The following is a 21,676-nucleotide window of genomic DNA, read 5'->3' as shown; positions in this document are numbered from 1 at the left end:
CCGGCATTTCTAAGCCGCCTATGTGGCGGTGAACCCGCCACGATGCCGCCGTGGACGGGTAAAGTTTTTCTAAGCCGCCTATGTGGCGGTGAACAATAAAAATTTACCACAAAGAATAGTTACAACAAAGACTTAGATAAAAATACCAATAAATACCTTTATTTTTAGTCTCAATGTAACCCGCTGTTTTTATTACTTATTTTTAAAGAGCCATTTTTTTGGTTCAAAGTCACGAGCTGTGACAGGAACTCTCTACACTCACGCTTTCCTTGCAACTCCTCTTTCATCCAGTGAGCGGTTACAATAGAGCGACCATCATGTTTGGTGAATGATCACGCGGTTTCGTCCATTCTGTTTTGCCTTCAGTAGAGCATGGTCGGCTGCCGTCAAAATGTCATCATAGTGCGCCATGTGTTGACTGTCTGCTACGCCAATACTGACCGTGATGGTCAGGCCTTCTGCAATATCACTGAAATCGGTATTCGCAAGTTCGCGTCTGAGCTGTTCAAAATGAATATAAGCTTCGCTGGCAGGCCCTAAATACAAAGCCGTAAACTCTTCACCACCCCAGCGCGCAATATTTTGGTAGTCATGGTGCGTTTTAAGTACCTTGGCCACCGCTTTAATCGCCTGATCCCCCACAAGATGCGAGTAGTCGTCATTAACCCGTTTAAAATGATCAATATCTAAGATGGCAACAGATAATAGCTGGTTGTTGGCTTTGCAGTGGTTAAACTGTTTTTCAATACTGCGGTTGAAGGCGCGACGGTTCGCTAACAAGGTTAGGCTATCTTCTTGAGCTAAGCGCTCAAACTCCTGTGACTGAGCCCGCAGCGCATCTGCCTGGCTAAGCAGCTCCTGCGTTTGCTCTGCAACTTTGTACTCAAGCTTAAGAGCAAAGCGCCGTAAACTTCTGATTCGCCAGTAAACGGCACCACCGATAAGAAGTAAAACCAGTAACATGCTAGCCAATATGACTTCAGGGCGTTGCCAAAACTTAGGCGCAACCTTAAAGTCATACAAAACATCAGTATCGTGCCATTTACCGTAAGGGTAGCGAACGCTGACTCTAAAACGATAGTTTCCAGGGGGTAAATTGGTATATTCCGCCTGATTACTTTGTCCTCGATACGCCCATTGGGAGTCAAACCCCTCAAGCTTGGTACGGTACTGCAGCTGACTTGACATCACATAGCTTAAGCCAACATAACGAAACTGCACCCTATGCACTTCTGCGGGGACTTCTTTCTGTTGATCGGGATTAATCTGCTGGCTATCAAATAAAACAGATTCCAATACAATGGGAACAGAGTATTTATTGCCTCGGCTTAAACGGCTCGGTAGAAGATTAGCCACACCTTTGGCTGTTGCAAAAAGAAGCTGATCATCTGGTAACCGAATGGCCGCAGGATTAGAGCCGCCATTGGCCTGGCTACTGGCCATACCATTTGCTTCACTAAAGTGCTCGAAGCTGATAAGCGCCTGCTTTCCATCAAGCACTCGATCAACTTCTTGCCGTTGAATGCGCCAAATACCACGGTTACTCGAAAGCCAAAAATGCCCCTGATTATCCGCTAGAATTTGAAAAAACTTATCATTGGGCAAGCCATTTTTGCGCCCTAGCATCTGTATGGAATGGTCCAGCTGTGAGAATCGAGCAATACCTCGATCCGTTGCCAACCAGACGTACCCAGGTTCACAGTAAAAGCCAAAGGCGTATTCGGCTCCTTCCTCTGCGGGTAAATCCAGTTTCTGCCAGTGATTATCTTTAATATAGCTAACACCAACGCCAGTACCTACCCAGATCTGCCCTTGGTCGTCTTCGGTCAATGCCATGACAAAATTACCGGGTAACGGTGAGTTGCTCTTGGTGAAATGCTGAACGAGGCCTTCTTTAGATCGTCGAACAAGGCCATTAGGCGTGCCCAACCAAAGATTTCCCTGACGATCAGGCAAAATAGCGCGAATCTCATTACTGGCAAGGCCGTTGCTTTCATCCCAGACAGGGGTAAGTTGTCCCGCAGACCAGTGGAATAAACCGCGCTGATAGGTGCCAACCCATGCGCCACCATTAAAGTCCGAAGCTAAACTAAGCACGGATAAGTTTGCGTGATGACGGTTAGCTAAGGCTGTTGCATCCGGTGATAACGCACTTTGAGCCTGCCCTTTTTTTAGCAAGCTAAGGCCATTACTTGAACCAACTAGCACCTCACCATCATCTAACGCTAACAATGTGCGGACATAGTCCCCGATCAACCCCTTTTGTTGAGTAATAGAGATAAACGGCGCTTTGCGTAATCGAATAACACCACCATTTGTTCCAACCCAGATACTACCCTCTAAGTCTTCTAACCAGGATAGCACCCGGTTATTGGGTAAGCCTTCGCTAATATCCAAGAACTCTAGCTGCTGGTTTTGTAATCTGGCGATACCTTTATTAATCGTGCCAAGCCAGAGCTGACCTTCTCGATCTTGCTCGATCACGGTGACGGTTAAGTCAGCCAGCTGCGGAGTGATTAGAGTCGCTTTTCCCTTGTCCCAATACCATGCCCCACGATCTGTGGCTAATAATAACGTTTGATTGTGGTTGAAACTGAGATAGTAAACTCGCTGAAAATGAGATGCCGTAAGTTGCTGAGGGTTATCCGATTGAGCCTCAAGTTGGTAAAGACCTTTTTCTGTTCCGACATAGATCACACCATCAGGGCTTTCAGCCAACCGATAACTGCCTATATTGAGCTTCCACTGTATTGGGCCAAACTGGCCATTACTCAGTAAGGGCCGGAACTGCACACCCTTACCTTCAATGGCTAACCATAAATTTCCCTGCTGATCAATTAAAGTGTGATTCACCAGATTGTTAGCGCTTTCATGGCCTCGCCAAAGAAGCCCCTGTCGTTCGGCAACACTGCCTCTGGCTCCGGCCACTAAAAGATGATTATCTGCCAAGGCAACCAGGGATTTCACGCCGGAGTCTTTCATAAAAGTATCATTGCCACGGGTGAAAAGTTTAAAATCCAACCCGTTATAGCGGGCCACACCTTCCCAAGTAGCAAACCATAAGTAACCATCATCAGTTTGAGCTATCGCATTAATACTATTGTGGGGAAGGCCATCCCGTGAAGTCCACGTCTCAATAAAATAGTCCGCTAGAGGTGTCGCCGCCATCGTATGCAAACTGGTAAACAGTAGAAAAAAAATCATTAACCGCCGCTGGCTGAAGATATCTTTTAGCCGAGTCATAAAATCTCTTAAACCCCTTAATACAAAAAACCTTTTTCTACAAAAGCGCAGTGATAATAAGACTTAAACAGGCAGCAATCTGTTATAGAACGAAGACCCGTCAAGCCTTACCAGAGATCATCCCACCGTATGGAGAACACTGCATTTCAATATCGTTATCCTAACACAGTCACGACTCATCCCCGTGGGTACGGGGAATACCCGCACGCGCGTCAAAAATTAACTGATCAGCACGGTTCATCCCCGTGGGTACGGGGAGCACGCGATGGGGTATAAACCTGCTGACGCGTCTGAACGGTTCATCCCCGTGGGTACGGGGAACACTCCGGATTAAAAGTACCGGATACAATCAACGCCGGTTCATCCCCGTGGGTACGGGGAACACCCTTTATAGCTGTATCCGGGTTTGAAGTGAGCCGGTTCATCCCCGTGGGTACGGGGAACACTTTAATATAACCCCAATTTGAGCATAAATTCCCGGTTCATCCCCGTGGGTACGGGGAACACACGGCCTATTTGCATACTGGGGCTGCATTCCCCGGTTCATCCCCGTGGGTACGGGGAACACTGCGAGAAGGCGCGAATCTGTACGGAGTTCATCGGTTCATCCCCGTGGGTACGGGGAACACACTAGCCTCTGCGAGAACCTCTACAGTTGTACCGGTTCATCCCCGTGGGTACGGGGAACACTCTTACTGGATATGATTGTTTTTAAAGGTTTTTTTATCCTATAAAAAATCTACCAACAAGATTAACAAAAATTAAACTATTAAAGAGCACCCTATTCAAGAAGTTTTTAATGGCAAAAAGGAAACCAATCGAAGTCCATCCATTTCTACAGGAACTCGTCGATTATCTCCGTATGTTTGAAAATCGAAGCCAGATTCAGTATTCGTTGCCCAAGCCATAACAACATTACCCTCTTCTGCCAACTCGTTAATCTGATACCAGATCATCTCTCTGACTCTTCTAGATACGTCACCGACATAAACCCCTGCCCTTACTTCAAGCAACCAGACAGCCAGTCTTCCTCGTAATCGTGGAGGTACATTTTCGGTGACGACAACCAACATACTCATTGATGGCTCCTGTGACCTATATCTCCCGTGGGCTTAGGTTCTGGAATAGCCGGAGGTTGAGCATCTTTTGGGGGCTCAGGTGGCTTAATATCTCCTGCGGCTAAAATCTCCTCTATCATTGGAATAAGCTTTTTGAGCACTTTGCTACTTCGAAAAATATCTCTACAAGCATGCCTAACAGCTTTGTCCGGCTGATAAGGATGTGTGGCTGCAATTTCAAAAGCTTTAGGCACGATGTCATCAAATTTAATAACATCAGCAATATCGTAAACAAAAGAGAGTGGTTTACCCGTATGGATAAAGCCAATAGCAGGGGCATAACCTGCCGCTAGAACGGCCGCTTCAGTAATACCGTACAGACAGGAAGTCGCAGCACTAATGCATTGGTTAGTAGCGTCACCGGCAGCCCAATCTTTAGGGTCATATCGCCGCCCCTGCCATTTGATACCGTAACGTTTGGCAAGCAGCTTATACGTTTCCCGGACACGGGCTCCCTCGATCCCCCGCAGCTGTTCAACGGAACGTTTAGCCGGTGGCGGCTCACCAAAACGCATTTCAAACATTTTACGAACCACTTTCAGCCGAAGATCTTCGTCTAGCGCCAGCTTGGCCTGATAAAGCAGACGATCCGATCTAGCACCTCCGGGCTGACCAGAAGCATACAGACGCACCCCAGCCTCTCCAACCCAAACTAAGAGTGTGCCAACCTGTGCGGCCAATTTGACAGCAGCATGGGATACTCTTGTGCCGGGTTCGAGCATAATGCAGGCGACAGAACCCACAGGGATATGAGTCCGAATGCCTGTTTTATCGACAAGTACAAAAGCACCGTCGATAACGTCAACTTGCCCGTATTGCAAAAAGATCATAGAAACCCGATCCTTCATAGGAATCGGGTTTAGGGGGATAAAGGTCATAAAAGCCTCCCTGCTTCTTATTTCTGCTTCAGCCTGTCAGAAAAACTGACTGACGGGTTTAACCAGCATAAGCCCGCAACCAAAGCCTTTGGCAGAGCCAATACCTTTCTGTAACAAGCTACTGAACTGTTCTGGAGCATTAACAATTAGCTCACCGGACAGATCAACAGAACAGAAGCGAGCGCCTCTGTTTTTTTCAGGTATCGGATGTGCCTGATAGCCATAATACTCAAAAATAGGCACCTCGAATTCCCGATCCAAAATGTCATCTTCTATTGTGCATTCTGCAATAGAAAAACAGCCTGCTCGGGAAGGGTTATCGCACAGCCAACTTTGCAATCGCTTACTAACCGCATGCTCCAATGCAATTTTAAGCAATGCATCAACTCTAAGGTTTTGTTGCAAACAGGCAAAATACCGACTACTACCCAGATAATCCTGCAGCCAAACAACTAACGTTTCCTGTTTAGCCAACAGCTGCTGCTTAAGCGCCTGCTTATTGGCTAAAACAGGTAAACCTAAGGATTGGCTGATCTGCTGATAAAAGCATATCTGTTCATCCATCACCAAGTCATGCCGCTTACCCTGCTTTGATACAGTAGGGTTTACTCTGACCTTAAAGGCTAAACGCTGGCCTTGCTGAAAACCGGGTTTAAACGGCTTGCTTTCAGCTAAAAACAGAGCCGTTTCTGACTTGGGCTCTTCAGCAGAGAGCAGATAGTAAAGTGGCTCGCCACGAGCACCGGAGCGATGACCCAACTGCTCTTTTGCAATCTCTTCCCGATACAGAAAGTGCCGCCCGTCTATACCCTGTGCATCAAAAAGATCATACAGCAGGCGATGCGTGCCGTAGGTTCTGTCCGTTAACAAACGCCCCAGCTGACTATTACGCCCAATATCAGGCTTTAATTTTACGCGGGATAAAAACATTTATTGCCCCTCCGTGGCGCGATACTGATAAATCTTCTGCGGTGCAAATTGCCAGCGGGTTCGGGACGTCAGCTTGTCATGGCGAACAACGGATAATATTTGCTCCTGCTGCAGGTCACTTTCATCGGCAAAATCACAGATATCACCTTCCCAGTAATACTGCCAATGAGCAGCTTTATCGGAGCCTAGCTGAGGCATAAAATGCTCACCGCGCCCAACAAAAGAGATCGCCTTAGGCGCATATTGTTGCAGGGCTGCCTGATAATTTTCCGCCTCGACAACCTCAGGCTGCAGCGGTGCCGCCACTGGGCAGGATTTTCGTCCCAGATAAAGCGGATAAACCGGCTTAGCCAATGCATCCCGAAGGGATTGCAACGAATAAGCGGCACCACTTTCAGCTCGTAGCGCAATATAAGCACAGGCATCGGTATGATACTCCCGACTGGAAAGCACCGTCCCCAGACGATCTTCTCCCAGAACAAGCTCATCGCGACGTGTCCGGTAGCGAAACTTACCTACAGAATCTGGCACCTGAACCGTGTGATAGTCCTTCATTTTCTGTCCTTCACAGGGTACGGCAATCGCCATGCTGTAATCGCAGTTCAATGCCAGGTGTTTATCGTCTTCTTCACGTTTAATGCCAAGGGCTGCAGCAACCAGCCCCATAATGGCGCTTTTGGTAGGCGCGTTAAAGCTGTGGCGGGATTCGCCAACAGCGATATCCCCCCAACTGGCCATAGGCCCATATAAACGAAACAGCAGATAATCCATAAGGCTACTCCGCGATAAAGGCCAGCAGTTCTTGCAGATTACCTTTACGTTCCGGCACACAAAGCTCTTGGCGCTGGTCAGCGCAAGCTCCATAAACCTGGTCAAAACCTTCATACTGGTCACGAATCGCGGCTACAGCTTTCTGCAGATAGTCATCTTCGCTACGGCCACGGGTATCAATAGGCTTCAGAAAAGCTCCTGACAATGAACGCGGCTGCTGGTCGCCAGTTTCTGCCAGTACATAGCTGGCATAGCTTTGATGGGCAAAGCTGTTCTGCTTACCGGAAGGCGATACTTTAATAGCGCACTCAACTAACGAAGCAATGGCTTTATCCGCTAGTGCTGCGTCCCCATTCAGGTTTTCCACCAACTGCTGACGGTTGATGCAAATATAAGAATAGAAAAGGCCCGCTGCAAAGCCGGTTTCACCGATATGAGAAGAACCGGAGTCTTCCTGACCGTCATTCAGGTCGTCCACTGCGGTGAAATAATCATCTTCAATCACAACTGGGTGCACACTGAGTGCGTGGGCAACCTGACAGGCCGCATCAACGTTATAAGCCGGTTTGGAAGCCAACATACGGCCAAACAGCGCGATATCTACCGCGCTGATCTGGTGGCGAAGCAAGTCCAGCTCTTCTTTTTCCGGGGCCCGCTGTTCTTCAATCAGTTTTGCAACCAATTCATCAATGGCCGCCTGCTCTTCCTGGCCAATATGCACCAGCTGTTCGATTTCCAGCTCTTTCAGCGGATTACTTTTATCGGTTTTGCTTTTACCAAACTGACCCGCAATCTCTTTCGCCCATTTAAAGGCATCTTTCTCTTTGATACCCGCTTTAACAAGCTTGTCATACACCTGCTCGCCCAAACGTTTAGTACGGGTGCCAATATGGCCGGACATGGCTTCCTGAAAAAGATCAGAAGTACGCCAGTGACGCTTCAAGCTCTGGGATGAGACACGCAGGCGGTCAACACCACCCATTTTGGCGGTTTTCGGACGGCCCAGATCATCACGGTTCAGGTTAGCCGGTGGGTAAGAGGTCAGCAGGTGGATCTGAATAAAACGTTTCATCTCATGTACTCCTTTACAGTTATTTGGATTCTTTGTAATAATTTTGCGCCCAGCGGACACTTAAACGATTCATCGGGTTGTTGTCCGGGCCATAGAGGTATTCGTCATACCAACGCAGCACGCCATCAACCAGTGACAACAGGTGAACTTTACCTTTCAGCAAATGAATTGCCTGCAGCATTCGGTGAAAAAATTCTTCCGGGGTACGGCTCTTCAGCAATTGCTTAAAGCGCAGTTCACTCATCCGGGCGCTATCATCTTTCTTTTCACCGGTTGCTAGCTGAGTGATGAAGTGTTTGCTGCTTTCCTGGCTTTTAATGTGACTGAACAGCGCCGCGACCATGGCGCTGACATACAGGTGTTCATCACTTTTCCAACGATCCGGTACTTGTCGAAGAAACAAAGCGAATGCTTCTGTCAGCAAGACATCATCCGGCAGTTCTGCCCGGCGCAGCCGCGCCCGTGCTGCCAAACCACCGCTCTGCACATGATATTGTTGCTCTGTGATCTCATCACCATTCAGCGCCTGCCACCAGCGTTCCAATTTTTTCGGGTCTGCATCATGCAGCCGGAAGCGGCTTTGCTTCTGCTCAGTCATGGGCCTTTTCCTTTTTGTCGTTTAAGCCTGCTTTTTCCCTAAGGGCATGTAAGGTTTTAAGCTTGGGAGAGTAGAACTTTTTCATTAACGCGCTGCGGGCCAAAACCACCCTTTTAAGATCGAGATCTTCAACGGTTGTGCCCAAAGCGTATTCATCAAATACGGTTTCGCAGGTTTGCAGAAGGATGTTGTACCAGCGCTTGTAGCACGCCTCATCTACACCGCTTTGCTCCAGATGAGATACAGCCGAACGTAGCACCTGATAAAAACCGGCCTCGGACTTTGACCAGAAATCGGCATCAACAAAACTCATATCGCCACTATGGTCTTTAGGTCGGCGGAACCAGGCTTCTTTTACCGCTTGGCGTAACAGGCTGGCCGTGTCCTTCGCACCCGACAATAGTTCACGGGTCAGGCTTTGCAGTTTTTCGGCTTGCTCCGGCGGAATACTGAACACCGGCATCTGGTGGTCATACCAGCAGCGGGCTTTCATATTGTCCATATCGAAGCCAAAGCACCATAAGCGCAGCTCTTTGGCACCTTCTCCGTTATTTTTCTCAGCTCCGGCCACAACAAATTTCTCAGCAAAAAATTGCTTAACGATTTCTGCGGCTTGATCGCCGTTATCATCACGGAACAATAAACCAAGCCAGTTGCGGTAACTTAATCCACCTTTTTGCCCTTTCAGCGACAAGGGAGGCTTGACGTGCTTAGGGTCGTGGCGATAGGGCGTTAACGAATGCAACCAGGGGCCGTCATAATTGATGCCGTAATTTTTGGTCCGGTAATGGCTGTAAAGCTGATCTGAGGTATCACCACACAGGTCACATACGCCTTTGTGGTCTGCTTTTTCCAAGCGAATACGGCGCGGCATCCCCCAGTACATCTGCAAAGGATGCGTATCTTCAGGAAGTGTAGATTGCCCAGTTTTGTCGGAATAGCGTGTTTCGGCCAGCCAAGGAAAGACAGACGCGTCAAGTTGTTCAGCAATCAGGTCTTTTTTGTTTTCGGTATACAGCACATTAAGCCAAAGCTTTTGCCAGAGCGTGGCATCATCATGGCTCGGCTGCAGCAAAGTGGTTAACGGGCCGCCGCCACGTAAACCTACACGGTGACCAACGCCACCTGAAGGAGCATTAGTTTGTAGCGTAAAAAGCGCCTGTGCAGTACAGCAGCCACACACCTGCTCAACCTGACCGCCTTTAACAAAGAAATCCAGATTGTCTTTCAGAGTTTTGCCACCGGGGGCTTCTATCAGTAGTGCAGCAAGAGGCTTCTGCTCTCCCTCGTTCAGCAGAAGATCCTGCAAAAAAGCAGGCTTGCCGACATCCGAGAAAAGCTCAAACGCGTGGCCTGCTTTCTGAAAGCTGCTTTTTAGCGTGTCTGTCGCTGGTGGCTGAAGATAAAGATCTTCCCATGCTCCAGCATCTTTTGGCGCATAACAGGCCTGCAACAGACCGATCAGAAACTGATACAACCCGCCCTGAAAATCCGGCCGGGGGGCCTGCAATTCCACAACCGGGTTTTCTGTTTCTGCAATCTGCCAGACCGCTATCCGGCATACCTGCCCATCCCGGCGTACCGCCGGAATCCAAGCCTCACTTAATAAATTCATAAAATCCCTCTTTTACTCAAACTATCAAACCGATGATTCCCGGAACACTCCAAACCCCCGCTACAAAGAACACAAATGCAATCAGCATTTTTGTCGAAGCCTCCAATCCGTCAAGCTCACGGACAAACAAACGACTCTCGCGAAGAAAAACCGACAGCAAAAACAGAACGTGCATACAACCCCCTCATTAACCTTGATGAAAGCTATAATACAAAATATAAGGTACGAAGCAAATCTATTTTTTTTGACTCACGGCATACTCTGCTTTATTCTCCGAGGCGTTCTTCATAGACTTGAAGATGAACCTGTACGCAGCAAATCGCTGTTATGCGTTCCCCGCGCAAGCGGGGACTTTAAAATTCTGCGGCGATCATACTCCCAACCAACCCGATTCCTTACTGTAGCAACCGGCTAAGCCACCTTCCAGCGGGCATAGTTTTACCCAACGCAGGGCCGGAGTATGCTCCTGAAATTGATCCAGTTCTTTCCCGATCTCCGCAGGAATCAACTTCTCCACTTCCTGCCAGAGTTTTTCCCTGATCTTTACCGTACTCAGATCCCAGCCAAATTTTACATCTCCGGCATAGGGCTGCCATTGACCATCCGCACTGCGAACCACAAGCACCACATTACAGGTTTCGTCACTTAGTCGTGTTGGAATCCGGGTCTCCTCTGACCACCCGGCGGAATTACTGTCACGGGAGTAACCAGCATCCAGATCCAATTGGTTAAAGTTTGCCATACTGGCCTCTGCCCGCCTTTTCCCATCTGCCGCATAAGACGCTTCCTCGACTTTCTCCGGGGTTGGCAGCATACATTCATCGGAATAAACACTATCAATCAGATAACGGGCATCTTCCGGCATCCGGTATTGCCCCTTATCCACTAAGACTTTTACTGAACGCCACAGCAGTCCAAGATCCTGATACACCGCGGCAGAACCACGAAAACGCTCATCATCCAGCCAATCGCTGTCTGCTTTATCATCCGGCCGGGGTGAAAATAGATAAAGTACCGGTTTATCACGCTGATCGGTTTCTTCATCCGGCAGGGGGTTACCTGCCACATCTCTCAGATGACGGTGTAGACGACCGGCCCGCTGCACCAGAAGATCCACTGGCGCTAAATCAGTAATCATCAGGTCAAAATCTAAATCGAGTGATTGCTCGACAACCTGAGAAGCCACTAATACACGGCCTTTACGCATATCGGCATCGGATTTTTTACCGAACCAGTGCAGTACATTCTGTTCAATACTCTGGCGATCACACATGGCAAAACGGCTGTGGAACAGATGAATACGCTCGGCATGCTCCGGCATCTGCTCACATAATTTGGCATAACTTTGTTTAACATTATCAACGGTGTTTCGAACCCAGCAAACGGTTTGTCCCTGTGCTACCGCATCGGTAATAAGACGATTCACTTCTTCGTATTCAGAAAGATGACTCACTTGGACGGTACGAGCGACCTGTGGGCGCGTGGCAAGAGGCTGCTGAACAGCTGTAACAGCGGGGTATTGTGTGGCTAAAGGATATGCGCTACTGCTTAAATCTGGCGCGGCTAATTCACGCCCCGCAGCATAAGCAGCTACCAGTTTCTCTTTCATCGATTGCGGTAATGTTGCCGATAATAAAATAACACTGCCGCCCTGCCGCGCATGCATTTGCAGCAGGTTTGCCAATAGCACCTGCATATAAGAATCATAGGCATGTACTTCATCGACCAGAAGCACTTTGCCCATCAAGCCCAGAAGACGTAAAGACTGGTGACGGGCAGGCAAAACCGATAACAAAGCCTGATCAATCGTACCTACACCGACATCAGCCAGCAGCGCTTTCTTTTTACTGTCCGCAAGCCAAGCATTACAGTACGCAGACGCACTGAGCTCATCCTGCTGATAATTTGTATCCGACTGCTGCTTCTCGACTTGGACAGACTCCGTAAAGGCTTCTGACAAATGCCGAGCACCATGAGAAAGCACTAAAGAAGCTAATGATTCACCCGAAAACAAAGACTGATAACAGGATGCCAAACGCTCGTACATGGCATTAGCTGTTGCCATGGTTGGCAATCCAACATAAAGCCCATTGCTATGACCTTTATCCAGCAGGCGATGCACCAAAACCATAGCAGCTTCTGTTTTACCGGCACCGGTCACATCCTCCAACAAAAAAAGCTGAGGGCCATCGGCTAAGGGAACGCTCATTGTATAATGCTGCAAAGGCGTTGGTTGAATAATAAAAGGAAAAAGCTGCAGGATCGTGTCGTATCGGTTAATTTTCGAGGTGAATAATGGGTTAGCATGACAGGCTTTTTCTGCCTTCTTTAAAGCATATTCAGCCCAATATTTTTCCAGCGGCATTGCTTTAGCAAGATAAGCAAAATATACCTGATCCGAACCAGACCAGTCAGCTAAAACCGCCAATCCGGCTAAACTCCATGAAGCCTGCTTAATACGCTCAGCATTCTCTTTATCTGCCAGCCACTGACGATCTTCACTTGTCAGCCAAAGGGTAAACAGATCCTGCGCAAACTGACAGCAAGCCTCGATATCGTCTTCAGTAAAATAATTTGACAGATACACCGGGCTGTTTTTCGGCGGCTGCCCGTGATGCCCGGTAACAATTTCAAATAACACACTGAGCTGCTGAGCCCGTCGTAGTTTTCTGCTATCTAGATCCAATTCTTCTGAAAACAGTGCTTTAAATGCATCCGCATCACGCCAGAGCCAATAGCCCAAGGAATCATGGCGCTCATCATAGGGCATCCCTTTGATGGCGGGCACTAAATCCTGCGAAAGCCCTTGAACAATGCCTTGAAAGCTACGGGAGAATTTACCGATATCATGCAAAGCAAGAAAAAATGTGAAAATCCGACGCAGCTGCTCTGCAGGAAGTCCTAATTGTTTAGATAAAGTATACACCCAGATATTTTTCCCTGACAGGTACATATATCCACACGCGGCTACATCTAGACAGTGGTACACGAGCAAATGAAATGACTCTCCTGATGTTTCTTTACTATTGGCCTTTCCCCAATAGCGGTAGTAGAGCTTGTCCATATCCATTCCTTAGTTTTGGCTTAGCATCCTCAAAAAATAGTAAACCTACGGATGCGTCAATCCGTGTCGCTAGGCTATTTTTTTATCCTTTAATTAAAATACACGATAACAATTCTTTTTTAGAGGGTCATTAAGACCAAGGGGCAAGAGGCAAAGGGGCAAGAGGCAAAGGGGCAGCGTTTAGTTTGAGGGTCGTATTTTGATCTGATGTTATGGTACATGACGCGGTTCGTGCCTCACCGCTTATGTCACCCTACAATACAGGAGAGTGGTGGGTTACGGGGTGGGTAGAGGCTACGGAATAAATAGGAACTACAGAGCGGATATTCACCACTGTCTCGATTGCGGTGAATATCCGAGGGAGATGGTTATTCAACCCATTGGATGATGTGCCATTCCATTTCGTCGGGGTGAACCACTTGTTCGCTGACGGCTCGGCCTTTGATACTTTGGCGGGCTTTGTGGATGCTTTTTTTATCGCCGGTGAGCAAGTGATGCCATTCCGGCAAGGGCTTGCTCTCTTTGATCAGCCGATAGGCACAGGTATGCGGCAGCCAGTCAAAAGCTTGTACGTCTTCTGGCGTTAGCTTTAAACACTCTGGTACATGCTGTTTGCGGTTGTTGTAATCGTTGCAGTGGCATTGGGTTATGTCGAGCAGCTTGCAGGCAACGTCGGTGTAGTAGACGGTGCCGTCGTCTTCATCTTCCATTTTATGCAGGCAGCATTTGCCACAACCGTCACAAAGAGATTCCCACTCATCATGGTTCATATCGGCGAGTGCTTTCTGTTCCCAGAAGCGTTCGTTCTGACCCATTAGTATTTGCCTTCGGTGGGGGTTTTATACAGATCCAGCAGATAATCTTCTTTTTTCGGCGGCATTTGCAGGTAAAAGCCTTTTTCGCGAATATCCCGCAGTACGTCTTCAGATTTGGCCCGTGCCAAATCCTTATCTTCACGCACCAACATGGTCATCACAGCATTGGGTTTACCGAAGATCTCAAGTAGCTGTTCGGGTACCCGTTTGAAGCCTTCTTTTTTGTCGACGTAAAGGTACATCTCATCTTGACGCGGACTTTTAAATACTTCGCAGATTACTTTCACGGTGTTTTCTCTGTTATGTTTCTTCTATGACGTTTGTTTTGTCTTATTGTTCGCCTTGGCTTACTGACCTTGAAGCTTATCGAGTAGCTTGATCAAGGGTTCGCCGACTAAGGTTTCGCGCCAGCCTTTCCATTCATCCGGTATAACGTTGAGTTCGCCGCGAATAGCACGGTTAAGCACTTGCTCCATCTGGCGTTTTTTTATCAGTAACTCTGGCGGTAGATTATTGGCTTCGGCGATCTCGCGCACGGTTTTTTTCATCGCTTTAGACCAGTCCCGATACGGATGTCCGATAGGCGATGGCAATGAGTCTGGCCATACGGCCTGGGCACGGTTGCGGGCGATATCGACCAGCTCTAGCACGTCGTCGCCATCTTTTTTGATGGTGCTATGGCGAATACCTTCTATACGGGACAGCTCCATGCGGTTAGCCGGTAATTTTAGGGCAATTAGCCATAAAAGATTGTCCGATAATAAGCGGCCACGGGGAATATTGCGCTGACGCACTTCTTGTTCACGCCATGCGGCTAAAACTTGAAGAACCGCAAGCTGTTCTTGGTTGAGCTTCCAAGCTTGCTTGACCCGTAAAAAATAAAACTCATCATCGGGTATTTGCTTGGCTAGGCGAATAATCTGGGCGCACTCTTGGCGGCACCAACTTTCCCGTTGCTGCTCTTGCAGTTTCTGCTCAATCTTCGGCCAGATCTGATACAGGTAATACACATCGGCAGCGGCGTAGGCGCATTGGCTATGGGTCAAGGGGCGCTGTAACCAGTCGGAGCGAGTTTCTTCTTTTTGCAGGCTAATACTAAGCCAGTTTTCCACCATACGTTGATAGCCAACAGAAAGCGTTTCACCCAGAAAAGCTAATGCGGTCTGCGTATCCATCATCGGCTGTGGTAGTGCGCCGGTCAGGTTGGAGAAAACTTCTAAATCTTCTGAGCAAGCGTGCAGCACTTTCAATACATTGTCTGCTTGCAGTACTTCTTTAAAGGCATTCCAGTTGTTGATCTTTAATGGGTCGATCAACCAGCAGCCTTGATCATCCTGTATTTGGATAAGAGCCGCTTTGGGATAATAGGTGTCGACACGGATAAATTCGGTATCCAGCGCCAAAACATCACAGGTAAGCCAATGCTTGCAGTGTTGTTGCAGCAGGTCATCGGAATCAATAAAACGGTAAGCTATTGTATTTTCGGTCATTATTTTGCCATAGGTAACCGGCCCGCCATTGCGCGACTCAGGGTTCCACCATCGATGTATTCCAACTCTCCGCCAACGGGAATGCCGTGGGCTAAACGAGTTACGGTTACCGGTAAATGTTGTAGCATCTCAGAGATGTAGTGAGCGGTTGCTTCGCCCTCTACGGTGGGGTTGGTGGCAAGAATAACTTCCTGTACCTGATCCCGACTCACTTTCTGTTGTAACTGATCTAAGCCTAAAGCCTCTGGGCCAATGCCATCAATGGGGGATAAATGCCCTGTTAAAACAAAATAACGGCCATTAAAACCACCGGCTTGTTCCATTGCAATCTGATCAGCGGGTGTTTCTACAACGCACAGCAGGCGTGCATCTCGGCGTTCACTACGACAAAGCCTACAGATAGGCTCTTCGGTTAACGTTCGACATTCACGGCACTGGCCGACATGTTCTAGGGAGCGCTCTAATGTTTCAGCAAGACGAAACCCGCCTTCACGCTCTCGCTCCAATAAATGCAAGGCCATGCGCTGGGCTGATTTGGGCCCAACTCCGGGCAAACAGCGCAGTGCGGTAATCAGTTCTTCAACCAAAGGGCTGAATGACATAGTTGATCCTTATTGGCACCTTGTTACGCACCAAACGCCGTCTTTTTTATATTTTTATAGCATGTCACTAAAGCTCAGCATTAAGCAAAAAGCCGCTGGCTAGCGGCTTTTCTCAATAGTCTTTCACCGTTTAGAATGGCATTTTAAAACCCGGTGGCATTTGCATACCGCCGGTGAGTTCTGCCATTTTTTCCTGTGAGGTTTCTTCTACACGACGCACGGCATCGTTTACCGCTGCGGCAAGTAGATCTTCTAACATCTCTTTATCTTCTGTCATCAGGCTGTCGTCGATAGACACCGAGCGAACATCGTGACGACCGTTCATAGTGACTTTTACCATGCCCGCACCGGACTCACCGATAACGGTCTGATTAGCCGCTTCTTCTTGCAGTTTCTGCATTTTTTCCTGCATCTCCTGCGCCTGCTTCATCAGGTTACCCATTCCATCTTTAAACATGTTGTGATCCTCAATTCATGACATCAAATATAATTTGGCAACAGTGTGACATAACCACTATCAAGTACGACATAACCACTATCAAGTGCGAAATAACCTCTATCACCGATAATTTTTTATCCCTTTGAACGGCTTAATTCAACGTAAGCTAGACTAAGGGTTCGATGGAATCTTTATCAATCTCGGCCCCAAATTGACGCTGCAATTCTTGAATAACAGGGTCGCTGCTAAATAGCGTTTCTGCCTGTTTCTGTCGACGTTGCTTTAGCGCTATTTCGTAGTCCTCTGGTGTATCTAGATCGGTACTAAAGGCGATAATTTCAAGCGTTAACTCAGCACCAAATAATACTTGAATACTTTTCAACCAATTTTCTTGCCGCTCTGGTGTTAAAAAATTTTCGGTAACGGCCTTTAAAGCAAACTTTAGCAGATTTTGTTCACGGGTGATCAGTGCTGCATTTTTTGCTAAAGACCGATCAAGCCCCCGCAAAGGCAAATGAGCAAAAGCCTCTAACCATTCTTGATTACAGGTTAGCTGAGACGGACAAGGGCCGACCAAAGGTGTGATCTCAGATTCTGTAGACTCAGGCAGCGTAGCATCTCTTAAGGTAGGTGCTTGGCGCGGCTCATGGGAGACCGGCTCCGGCATCATACCTTGGTATTCATCCGCGATTGGCGGTGTGCGCTCGTCATCATACGGTTGATCATAGCGCGGCTGATCATTGAGATTACTCTGTCCAGCGGATGCTGGAAGCTCTTCCCAAGGAGGAATATCAGTCACAGGCAGCGCTGATGCAGCAATGGGAGCTGGAGCTGGAGCTGGCTTGGAAGGATGCGCTAAAGATTCCGGCGACGGTACTGAAGATGCTGAAGCGATCTTCCCTGCGGTAACGCTAGGAAATTTAACCGTACGTAAACCACTCCCCAAAGAAGCCCGAGCACTTTGTACCGTAGGCGCCGCTTGCGGTTCAGGTTCAGGTTCAGGTTCAGGTTCAGGTTCAGGTTCAGGGTTATAATCAGGCTTCGGCGCTACAGGTTCAGGCGCGATCGGTGCAACCGTAGGAACCGGAACCTGTTCAGTGATTATTTTTTTTTTAGCCTCAGAGTGAGCCATAGGCGCAGCTTGGCTTGGCAGTGGATTACCACCTTCACTAGGAACACCCTGAGGGGCAAAAGCAACCATGCGAATTAATGCCATTTCAAAACCTGTGCGAGCATCTGGTGCTAACGGTAGGTCTTCTTGGCTTTTAATTGCAATTTGGTAATACAGTTGCACATCTTCTGCGGTTAAACGCGCCGCCTGAGCCAGGACTTGCTCACGATCACCTTGTGCATTATCAACTGCGTCGGGCAAAACATGGGCAATAGCCATTCGGTGCATATACATCGCCATATCAGACAAAATAGTCTCAAAGTCTGCGGCTTGTTCCGATAACTGGCCCACTTCATTTAGTAGTGCCTTGGCATCACGGTTGATCAGATGCTCGATCAAGGCCGCAACATGACGATGATCCACTAAGCCCAGCATTTCACTTACTTGGCTGGCGGTAATCGTTCCTTCCCCGTAGGCAATGGCTTGATCCGTTAAGCTCAAGGCATCACGCATACTGCCGTCCGCCGCTCGGCCTAACTGCCATAGCGCAGCATCATCAAAGGCGATATGTTCTTCCGTTAGCACATGGCTTAAATGTTCGACCACGCGCTCTGGCGGCATATTTTTTAAATTAAACTGCAAACAACGAGACAGTACCGTGACCGGTAACTTTTGCGGATCGGTGGTCGCTAGCAAAAATTTCACATGGGGTGGTGGTTCTTCTAGGGTTTTTAGCAGCGCGTTAAAACTATGGGTCGAAAGCATGTGCACTTCATCGATCAAGTACACTTTGTAGCGGCCACGAGAAGGCGCGTACTGCACGTTATCGAGCAGCTCACGGGTATCCTCAACTTTGGTCCGCGAGGCCGCATCGACTTCAATCAGGTCAACAAAGCGACCTTCATCAATCTCCCGACAGCTGGAGCATTCACCACAGGGACGTGAGGTAACACCGGTCTCACAGTTTAAACACTTGGCGATAATTCGTGCGATGGTGGTTTTACCCACCCCCCGAGTTCCAGTAAACAGGTACGCATGATGCAGACGGTCGTTATCTAGAGCACTGACTAAGGCTTTTCGCACATGGTCTTGCCCGACAAGTTCATGGAAATTTTTAGGACGCCACTTACGGGCGAGTACCTGATAACTCATATTAACCAGTCTGTTTAAAGGAATTGAAAGGGTTGCAGCCCCGTTTAATTTACGTGGTACCGTTTAATTTACCCAGCAAAAGTAAGCGGTGTATTGTACATCAAATGTCGAACAGGGTGTATTTCACCTTATCTCTAAAAGCATTTTGCGCTATCAATATCACCTTTTAGGTCTTAGACGATTAGCGGCATGGCTTTCACTGACAATAACCTCTGGAACTTCATCCAGAGCCTGATCTGGGCCATAAAATTCATCCAGTTTATGGGTGACACTGTACCAATAGTCCAAGAAATCTTCGGTGATCTCTTCTTCAATTCGGGTCGCTTCTTGCGTAGGGCAGAAGATGGTCACAATAAAGACATTACGCGCAGTATCGTTAGTGGCGATGCGCACATTAGAATCCGATACACTTAATGCAATCCCTAATCGCTTTTCAATTAAACTGCTGTAGCGATCAGCGACCTCTTTAAAAGGGCTGCAATAATCTCTCACCAAATCCTGTAGATAAAGCCGTGCATCTCGTACACGAATCGCATCAGCTTCGCGCACAATGCTAAAGCTATGGGCCACATAACGACGCATAAAATTCAGGTTTTGGGTTACGCCAGTACTAAACTGATTGTTGGGTATAATCAAGCTTCTACCGGTATAAGAGTAGCTCTTACTATCGATATCAACTTCTAACAAGGTTGTTGTTAACCAATCACTTCGCACGACCTCACCATAGTGATGCCCTACTTTAATCCAGTCCCCCACACTAAAAGCTCGACTACTGGCAATATACACCGCACCTAAAAAACACTGTATTTGTTCTCGGGTGGCCACCACAAGAGCAACCGCAAAAGCCGCAATAGATAAAGCCACAAAACGCAATTCACTTAACCAAATAATCACCAAACCAATAATAATGACTAAACTAGTAATATTAGTAATGGTATTAGCCCAGCGCCGATGTTGGTTTTCTTCATCTTTTACCATTCGAGTCACAAAGCGAACACACAACCAGCGCAGCACCAAACAGGTAACAACGAATGCGATGGAGATAATCCATTGGTTATTGTTCACGATATCTTTCATATCAACCTCAGATAATAGATGGGGGATAAGCATTTCTCTTTAAACCTATTTACCAGGCGTACATTAACAAGGTTTAATGCACGACACAGGAATGAGACAAAAGATGACAAGGTTACCACTATGCCCGTATTGAAGCGCTGTTTTACGATATATGTTTGCTTAATTTTGCTATTTTTTTCACTGCAATCTCAAGCTAATAATATGATAAAGACCATTGATCAGGCTTTTGATAATCATCCGGTTACTATGCTGTTGATTGATCCGGCAACAGGCGAAATTAAAGCCGCTAACCAAGCGGCATCTGAATATTATGGCTATAGTAAAAACAAATTAGTCACCATGCGAATTCAGCAAATTAATGTGCTGTCGCCAGAAGCGATTGCCGCTGAAAGAGAGCTGGTGCGAAAGGAGAACCGCAACTATTTTATTTTCCGCCATCGCCTTTCTAATGGTTCCATACGCACGGTCAAAGTCTCTTCAGCTCCTGTTTCAGTGGAGCCAGGCAAACAGCTACTATTTTCTTTAATCACCGATATTAATAACCTAAGAAGCGCTGAAGATAATCTATGGCATTATCAAAATCGTCTTGAAGAGATGGTTGACCAACAAATGGCTCGCCTTCACGCTAAAGAGTTTTTTATCTATAGTCTATTGGGTGTGACGATTCTCTCTCTAATCAGCACTGCCATTACCCTCGGCTACCTGTTGTATCGTCGTCGCCAATCCGCCCAAAAAATCTATCAGGAGAAAGAACGCCTAAACGATATTATCTGGGGAACACATGCAGGGACATGGGCCTGGGAAATTGTATCAGGGCGTATACATATCAATGACCGTTGGGCTGAAATGCTGGGCTATACACGGGATGAATTAGAGCCTCTAAGTCTTGATCTCTGGATGGATCTGGCCCACCCAGAGGATATAGAACAAACCAATGCAAAAATCGCCTACTGCCTTGCGCATCAAGGCCATGCCTATGAAAATGAAGTCCGTATGCGCCATAAGCTGGGGGACTGGGTTTGGGTGCTCGACCGAGGCCGAATTGCAGCTTGGGACGAAAGCGGTAACCCATTAAAAATGTGCGGTACTCGGCAAGATATATCCCAAGAAAAAAAGGTGTCTCTACAGCTTGAGCATATGGCTCTTTACGATCAACTCACCAATCTGGCAAACCGTACACTATTTTACAATCACCTCAAAAAAACCTTAGCCAATGCACCGCATGATCCTTCACAGTTTGCCGTGATGTTTATCGACCTTGATGGTTTTAAACAGGTCAATGACCAACACGGCCACCATATAGGCGATGATTTGCTGATAGAGGTTGCCACACGCTTACAGAATGCGATTCGCCACTCAGATACCTGCGCCCGAATGGGTGGCGATGAGTTTGCGGTATTGCTTTACCATATTGAAGAAATGGCATCAGTCTCTATTATCGCAGAACATATACTAACAAACCTACGTTTACCCTTTGACCTAGGTTTAGATCAGCCTATTCATATCTCATGCAGTATTGGTATTTCACTTTACCCAGAAAATAGTAAAAATGGTAAAGGCCTTGTCCAGCAAGCAGATAATGCGATGTATGAGGCTAAAAAATCAGGTAAGAACAGCTATGTATTTGCCCGTTAAGCTTGTTTTAATACAGCAGGTTTAAATTGAAAGAATATGCAGTTTTCAAATACAGGTGATAGACAG

General features: G+C 47.5%; 17 protein-coding genes and 1 CRISPR repeat array. Of the genes, 1 reads left to right on the top strand and 16 read right to left on the bottom strand.

What is annotated here, in order from left to right:
* Positions 1-315: 315 nt before the first annotated feature.
* From G517_RS0115380 to G517_RS19510, 16 genes are all read right to left on the bottom strand, one after another.
* Positions 316-3,243, bottom strand: a complete 2,928-nt coding sequence (locus tag G517_RS0115380; protein ID WP_028305142.1) for a ligand-binding sensor domain-containing protein — start codon at positions 3,241-3,243, stop codon at positions 316-318.
* 172 nt (positions 3,244-3,415) lie between these two features.
* Positions 3,416-3,933: a CRISPR direct-repeat array (repeat unit 29 nt; unit sequence CGGTTCATCCCCGTGGGTACGGGGAACAC).
* A gap of 95 nt (positions 3,934-4,028) precedes the next feature.
* On the bottom strand, positions 4,029-4,322 hold the full coding sequence (cas2e, locus tag G517_RS0115375) for a type I-E CRISPR-associated endoribonuclease Cas2e (RefSeq protein WP_028305141.1): 294 nt from the start codon (positions 4,320-4,322) through the stop codon (positions 4,029-4,031).
* On the bottom strand, positions 4,319-5,239 hold the full coding sequence (gene cas1e / locus G517_RS0115370; RefSeq protein WP_028305140.1) for a type I-E CRISPR-associated endonuclease Cas1e: 921 nt from the start codon (positions 5,237-5,239) through the stop codon (positions 4,319-4,321). The genes cas2e and cas1e overlap by 4 nt, the downstream gene beginning before the upstream one ends.
* Positions 5,240-5,275: 36 nt before the next feature.
* Entirely contained in the window at positions 5,276-6,169 is an 894-nt protein-coding gene (gene cas6e, locus G517_RS0115365; RefSeq protein WP_028305139.1) for a type I-E CRISPR-associated protein Cas6/Cse3/CasE, read from the bottom strand.
* On the bottom strand, positions 6,170-6,940 hold the full coding sequence (gene cas5e, locus G517_RS0115360) for a type I-E CRISPR-associated protein Cas5/CasD (protein ID WP_028305138.1): 771 nt from the start codon (positions 6,938-6,940) through the stop codon (positions 6,170-6,172). It lies immediately after the preceding gene.
* 4 nt (positions 6,941-6,944) lie between these two features.
* Positions 6,945-8,012 carry a type I-E CRISPR-associated protein Cas7/Cse4/CasC gene (gene cas7e, locus G517_RS0115355; protein WP_028305137.1) on the bottom strand — a complete coding sequence of 356 codons (1,068 nt, stop codon included), beginning with the start codon at positions 8,010-8,012 and terminating at the stop codon, positions 6,945-6,947.
* 19 nt (positions 8,013-8,031) lie between these two features.
* Positions 8,032-8,610, bottom strand: coding sequence for a type I-E CRISPR-associated protein Cse2/CasB (casB, locus tag G517_RS19515; RefSeq protein ID WP_051206477.1), 579 nt, complete (start codon positions 8,608-8,610; stop codon positions 8,032-8,034).
* Positions 8,603-10,225 (bottom strand): type I-E CRISPR-associated protein Cse1/CasA, encoded by a 1,623-nt coding sequence (casA, locus tag G517_RS0115345; protein ID WP_028305136.1) that lies wholly within the window; start codon positions 10,223-10,225, stop codon positions 8,603-8,605. The genes casB and casA overlap by 8 nt, the downstream gene beginning before the upstream one ends.
* Before the next feature lie 370 nt (positions 10,226-10,595).
* Positions 10,596-13,289, bottom strand: a complete 2,694-nt coding sequence (locus G517_RS0115335) for a CRISPR-associated helicase/endonuclease Cas3 (RefSeq protein ID WP_051206476.1) — start codon at positions 13,287-13,289, stop codon at positions 10,596-10,598.
* Between the two features lie 368 nt (positions 13,290-13,657).
* On the bottom strand, positions 13,658-14,104 hold the full coding sequence (locus G517_RS0115330) for a YcgN family cysteine cluster protein (protein WP_036591802.1): 447 nt from the start codon (positions 14,102-14,104) through the stop codon (positions 13,658-13,660).
* The gene (locus G517_RS0115325) at positions 14,104-14,391 is read right to left on the bottom strand and encodes a YcgL domain-containing protein (RefSeq protein WP_028305133.1); all 288 of its coding nucleotides are present in this window, start codon (positions 14,389-14,391) and stop codon (positions 14,104-14,106) included. Before G517_RS0115325 ends, G517_RS0115330 begins: the two co-directional genes overlap by 1 nt.
* 60 nt (positions 14,392-14,451) lie before the next feature.
* Positions 14,452-15,594: a ribonuclease D gene (gene rnd / locus G517_RS0115320; RefSeq protein WP_028305132.1), complete on the bottom strand. Its 1,143-nt coding sequence runs from the start codon at positions 15,592-15,594 to the stop codon at positions 14,452-14,454.
* Positions 15,594-16,196 (bottom strand): recombination mediator RecR, encoded by a 603-nt coding sequence (gene recR, locus G517_RS0115315; protein WP_028305131.1) that lies wholly within the window; start codon positions 16,194-16,196, stop codon positions 15,594-15,596. The genes rnd and recR overlap by 1 nt, the downstream gene beginning before the upstream one ends.
* A gap of 130 nt (positions 16,197-16,326) precedes the next feature.
* Complete coding sequence (locus tag G517_RS0115310; protein WP_028305130.1) at positions 16,327-16,653, bottom strand: YbaB/EbfC family nucleoid-associated protein; 327 nt, start codon at positions 16,651-16,653, stop codon at positions 16,327-16,329.
* Positions 16,654-16,801: 148 nt separating this feature from the next.
* On the bottom strand, positions 16,802-18,898 hold the full coding sequence (dnaX, locus tag G517_RS0115305) for a DNA polymerase III subunit gamma/tau (RefSeq protein ID WP_028305129.1): 2,097 nt from the start codon (positions 18,896-18,898) through the stop codon (positions 16,802-16,804).
* Between the two features lie 159 nt (positions 18,899-19,057).
* A complete protein-coding gene (locus tag G517_RS19510; RefSeq protein ID WP_051206475.1) occupies positions 19,058-20,008 on the bottom strand; it encodes a mechanosensitive ion channel domain-containing protein in 951 nt (316 codons plus the stop codon).
* 168 nt (positions 20,009-20,176) lie between these two features.
* On the opposite strand from G517_RS19510, the gene G517_RS20305 reads away from it, so the two are divergent.
* A complete protein-coding gene (locus G517_RS20305) occupies positions 20,177-21,610 on the top strand; it encodes a sensor domain-containing diguanylate cyclase (RefSeq protein WP_169447919.1) in 1,434 nt (477 codons plus the stop codon).
* The last annotated feature ends 66 nt before the right edge of the window (positions 21,611-21,676 follow it).

This window comes from Oceanospirillum maris DSM 6286, assembly GCF_000422865.1.
In the GTDB taxonomy this organism is placed as follows: Bacteria; Pseudomonadota; Gammaproteobacteria; order Pseudomonadales; family Halomonadaceae; genus Oceanospirillum; species Oceanospirillum maris.
This window is presented reverse-complemented; position numbering and strand designations above follow the sequence as displayed.